The sequence below is a fragment of the Nostoc cf. edaphicum LEGE 07299 genome, assembly GCF_015207245.1.
GTDB lineage: Bacteria > Cyanobacteriota > Cyanobacteriia > Cyanobacteriales > Nostocaceae > Nostoc > Nostoc edaphicum_B.
This window is the reverse complement of record NZ_JADEXF010000446.1, coordinates 1-4,499: the sequence shown is the minus strand read 5'-3', so window position 1 is coordinate 4,499 and position 4,499 is coordinate 1. Positions and strand designations below refer to the sequence as shown.

3 protein-coding genes are annotated in these 4,499 nt (G+C 42.3%); 1 reads left to right on the top strand and 2 read right to left on the bottom strand.

All coding sequences use genetic code 11. From position 1 onward, the window contains the following. Nucleotides 1–48: 48 nt before the first annotated feature. Together metK and IQ229_RS14425 are read right to left on the bottom strand one after the other, a co-directional pair. Entirely contained in the window at nt 49–1,323 is a 1,275-nt protein-coding gene (metK, locus tag IQ229_RS14430) for a methionine adenosyltransferase (RefSeq protein ID WP_194044769.1), read from the bottom strand. 262 nt (nt 1,324–1,585) lie between these two features. After that, on the bottom strand, nt 1,586–2,590 hold the full coding sequence (locus tag IQ229_RS14425) for a phosphoribulokinase (protein WP_194044767.1): 1,005 nt from the start codon (nt 2,588–2,590) through the stop codon (nt 1,586–1,588). Between the two features lie 1,219 nt (nt 2,591–3,809). Between IQ229_RS14425 and IQ229_RS14420 the strand changes: the two genes are divergently transcribed. Beyond that, the coding region (locus tag IQ229_RS14420; RefSeq protein WP_322743990.1) for a phycobilisome linker polypeptide at nt 3,810–4,499 on the top strand (690 nt) is incomplete at its 3' end.

The window sequence follows — 4,499 nt, the reverse complement described above, 5'->3', positions numbered from 1 at the left end:
CCAATACCCTCACGTAGATAAACTAACTTTTTACAGTAGCGTATAAGTCTAAGTCAGTGCCTGAGCAACTACTGCCGAAAGTGACTCATTCGCTGCTTGCTTCAACAATTCGGCTTTATCGGTCTGTTCCCAAGGCAAGTCTAAATCAGCCCGCCCAAAATGACCGTAAGCCGCGACGTCCTGATAAAAACGTCCGCCTCGTTCACTTGGTAAGTTCCGTAAGTTGAAGGTATGGATAATCCCTGCTGGACGGAGTTCAAAGTGCTTGTTGATTAATTCTAGTAAGGTTTCTTCATCCACTTTGCCTGTGCCAAAGGTATCCACTAAGATACTTGTTGGTCGTGCTACACCAATAGCATAAGATAGCTGGATTTCAACTTTTTCTGCCAACCCGGCAGCGACAATATTTTTCGCTACATAGCGAGCCGCATAAGCAGCAGAACGGTCTACTTTCGTGGGGTCTTTGCCAGAAAAAGCGCCGCCACCATGTCGTGAATACCCACCGTAGGTATCAACGATTATTTTCCGTCCTGTCAGTCCAGAGTCTCCTTGAGGGCCACCAACGACAAATTTGCCAGTGGGGTTGACTAAAAAACGTGTTTCCTGATTAGGTTTAACGTCAATGTCGCCAAAAACAGGTTCGACCACTGCTGACCAGAGGTCTTGTTTAATTTTGGCTTGTACCGCCGCCTCATCCGTAATTTCCCCAATACTGGCTGTATGCTGGGTGGAAATTAGAATCGTATCAATACCTACTGGGCGTCCATCTTCGTAGACCACAGTTACTTGGGTTTTACCGTCAGGACGCAGGTATGACAGTTCACCTGTTTTACGGACTGCTGCCAATCGGCGAGCAATGCGGTGAGCGAGACTGATGGGTAAGGGCATCAGTTCTGGTGTTTCGTTGCTGGCAAAGCCAAACATTATACCTTGATCGCCCGCACCAATTTTATCGAATAGCTCATCACTATCTTGCTGGCGGGTTTCTTGGGCGGTGTTAACGCCTTGGGCAATATCGGGTGATTGTTCGTCTATAGCCAGTAGAACGCTGGTGCTGTTAGCAGAAAAGCCATTGTCAGCGTTGGTATAACCAATTTCGGCAATTTTTTTCCGGGCGAGATTGACGAAATTTACATTAGCTTTGGTGGTTATTTCACCAGTAATTAGCACTAAACCAGTATTAACTACGACTTCAGCGGCGACACGACTGCTCGGATCTTGTGTCAATAGGGCATCCAGAATAGTATCAGAAATCTGATCACAGATTTTATCTGGATGACCTTCGGTGACTGACTCAGAGGTAAATAGATAGCGACGAGACAAAGGAAATTCCTCCATCGAGAGTTTTTTCGTTAACCAAATGTGAGTATTTAGTTTAACTACTAATTTCTGAAATCATAACAATATTTATACTTCAGTCGTTAGTATCTTCTTGATATTGATAAAAACCACTAACTATAAGGTAAATATCCGTAAGTAAGATAAATGTATGTTAATTCTTTTCTAGCTAAAATGTATTTAATAACACAAAAAAAAGGGGGTACCCGGAAGCGCCCCCATAAGCTTTGACACAAACACTGCTGCTTTAAACCTGAATCGCTAACTTTGCTTCCGTAGCTGTCAACCGCTCATAAGCAGCACGCATCTTCAAACCTGTAAGCACTTGGAAGAAACCAGTTCCATTATTGGAACCTGGATACTCGCGGTGCTGGAGTAACAAGTGAGTTAATTCACCCTGATATTTTGTGGATGTATTGCTGAGATGGGTTTCGATATAAATGACTTCTTCCAAGTTGTCAAATTGACCATCCACCTCTAGTACTGAGACATAGCGGCCGTAGTAAACATCTGAACCGTAGTACAGTTGCATACCAGGATAAGAACAGGTCAGCTTGCGTCCACAGGGAGTCCAATTGATTGTTGACCCTTCATCAAATAAGTAAGTTGGATCGAAGCCTTCCTTGCCTTCCCGCTGGAGCATACGTACCCGTAAGACTCTACGTTCGGTGTCATTTTTGATCAAGTTTGTGGGCAATACCTGGAGAACCACATCAGCAAATTCTCTTTGCGGTTCGATAAATTTATCAAAGTCAGGTTTGCGGGAATTGATTTGCGCTAACACATCTTCGTAGCGATGACCGCGTTCAGCCATATCTCGCTGGATTTTCCAGGCAATTTTGACCTCATCGCTAATGTCAAAATAAACACTGAAGTCGATTAGCGATCGCACCCGCTCATCATATAAAGGATGCAGCCCTTCAACAACTATAATGTGATTCGGCTCTATCCGCTCTGGCGGATCGATCAAGCCGGTTTCGTGGTTATAAATCGGCTTATCAATCGCTTGACCACTTTTGAGCGCTTTAATTTGCTCATACATCAGGTCAAAATTGTTCGCCCTGGGGTCTAGTGCCGTTATTCCCGTCTCTTTGCGCTGTTTGCGATCCAAGGAGTGATAGTCATCCAAGCAGATGACTGTCATTAAATCTTCACCAAACAAATCGATCAAACGACGCAAAAACGTAGATTTACCGCAACCAGAGTCTCCGGCTACTCCAATCAGTACCACGCGTTCCGGCTTACTTGTCATAAATCTCCTCTAAAATACTAAAGTTGTGTCAATAATTTTTCACACAGCAGATTTTGAAGCCAGGAGTTTACCCCTTTGGTTTATCCTGCGTTCTTGCTACCTAGCACATCTATAAGACACCAAGCGGGTAGGCAACAAAGTAATTAAGTTGCTACTCGTCGGACTAGCCTGAATGTTGGTGCCGGTAAGTATTTAATCCTAGTGATATATTTGATTTTAACAGAAGGGGGGTATCCCATACAAGATTGCTGTCAAGAAGAATTAGCGTGGTTCCTCAATCATTTTTTGTTAATTTAGTTGTTAATTTAAAAATGGGGATCAGCACTGCTCATCAGCGTTGTATCTTTATCAGTCTGCTACTTGTAACTCTATAGAATCAAGACTATAAGGTATAATTTCTTATTGCCGCAAAATTGCCACAAATTTTCTAATGCTCCTAAAATTGTAATTCCTACTCGACAATACTTAATATATTCAAAGCAAAAATCTATCCAACGAATGAGGAAATAACTTGCATTACCCAAATTCTTGGCTGTAAATTTATGAATATGCTCATATAGAAGTGTTGACGTTATGGCAAAGTACTGATGCAAGGTTGACATATTTTTCACATCAAGTGAAACTAATTACAGTTGCTTAAATTATGATTGTCTATCTCATGATATTTGTCGCTGGAGTTGTCTTAGTTATGTAATTGTCCATAGATAGGTAATGAAGATAGCTAACAACATTCCAGAAGAGTAGTAGATTTGGAGAAGTAAAACCAATCGGAAGAAAACCTTCCTTTCTTGGCATTCTCCGATTTAAACCCCTGGAGTAAGCAAGCACAAGGGAAGCTTTTGGAGGTAAACTGAGCGGTAACTTCCACCGATCGAAGTAGCCCTCCAAGAATATCTACTATTGTGAGTTGTTCATAGGGTACTAAGGTAAAAGGCTATCTCCCTGATGGGGGTGGTAGTTAACGAAAAAAAGATTAAATTGATTCATTATTAACATTCTCCACAAGACTTATCCTTTACCTTAGAAGGTGAACAGGTGTGTTTTTTGCTATGCCTGCATGTCTTTGGTGAGTGTACTTAGCAAGGCATTAATTTAATGATGCCGTTTTTCCTTCAGGGCCAGTTTTGTGAAACGAAAATCCGGTAAACTAAAGCTGGCATGGGATGGGAATAGTTTTTTTTGAAAAACGGTTAAGTAAATTATCGGAGTGGTAGAACGAATGTACAATCAAGGTGCTGTTGAGGGTGCTGCCAACACAGAATTAGGTAGCCGCATCTTCCTTTATGAAGTAGTAGGTTTGCGTCAGAGTGAAGAAACCGATCAAACTAACTACCCAATTCGGAAAAGTGGCAGTGTGTTCATCAGAGTGCCTTACAACCGCATGAATCAAGAAATGCGACGTATCACTCGTCTAGGCGGCACAATTGTTAGCATCCAACCCGTAACTGCTCTAGAGCCAGTTAATGGTAAAGCCTCATTTGGGAGTGCTAATAGCGTTGTCAGCGAGTTAGCGACATCTGGGGAAAATGCTGACAGTGAAGGGAATGGTAAAGCCACACCTGTAAATGCTCATAGTGCTAAAGAGAACAAGGACAAGAAAGGCAACACCATGACTCAAGCGAAAGCCAAAAAAGACCACGGTGACGTTCCTGTTAACACTTACCGTCCCAATGCTCCGTTTATTGGCAAGGTAATATCTAATGAACCGCTAGTCAAAGAAAGTGGTATTGGTATTGTTCAACACCTTAAATTTGACATTTCCGCCGGGGATTTGAAGTATATAGAAGGTCAAAGTATTGGGATTATTCCACCAGGATTAGACAAGAACGGTAAGCCAGAAAAACTTAGACTCTATTCCATCGCCTCAACTCGTCATGGCGATGATGTGGATGATAAGACAGTATCATTA

What these genes read in the sequence shown, in the direction of transcription:
- IQ229_RS14425 (WP_194044767.1), bottom strand. Translation starts at nt 2,590, where the DNA reads ATGACAAGTAAGCCGGAACGCGTGGTACTGATTGGAGTAGCCGGAGAC.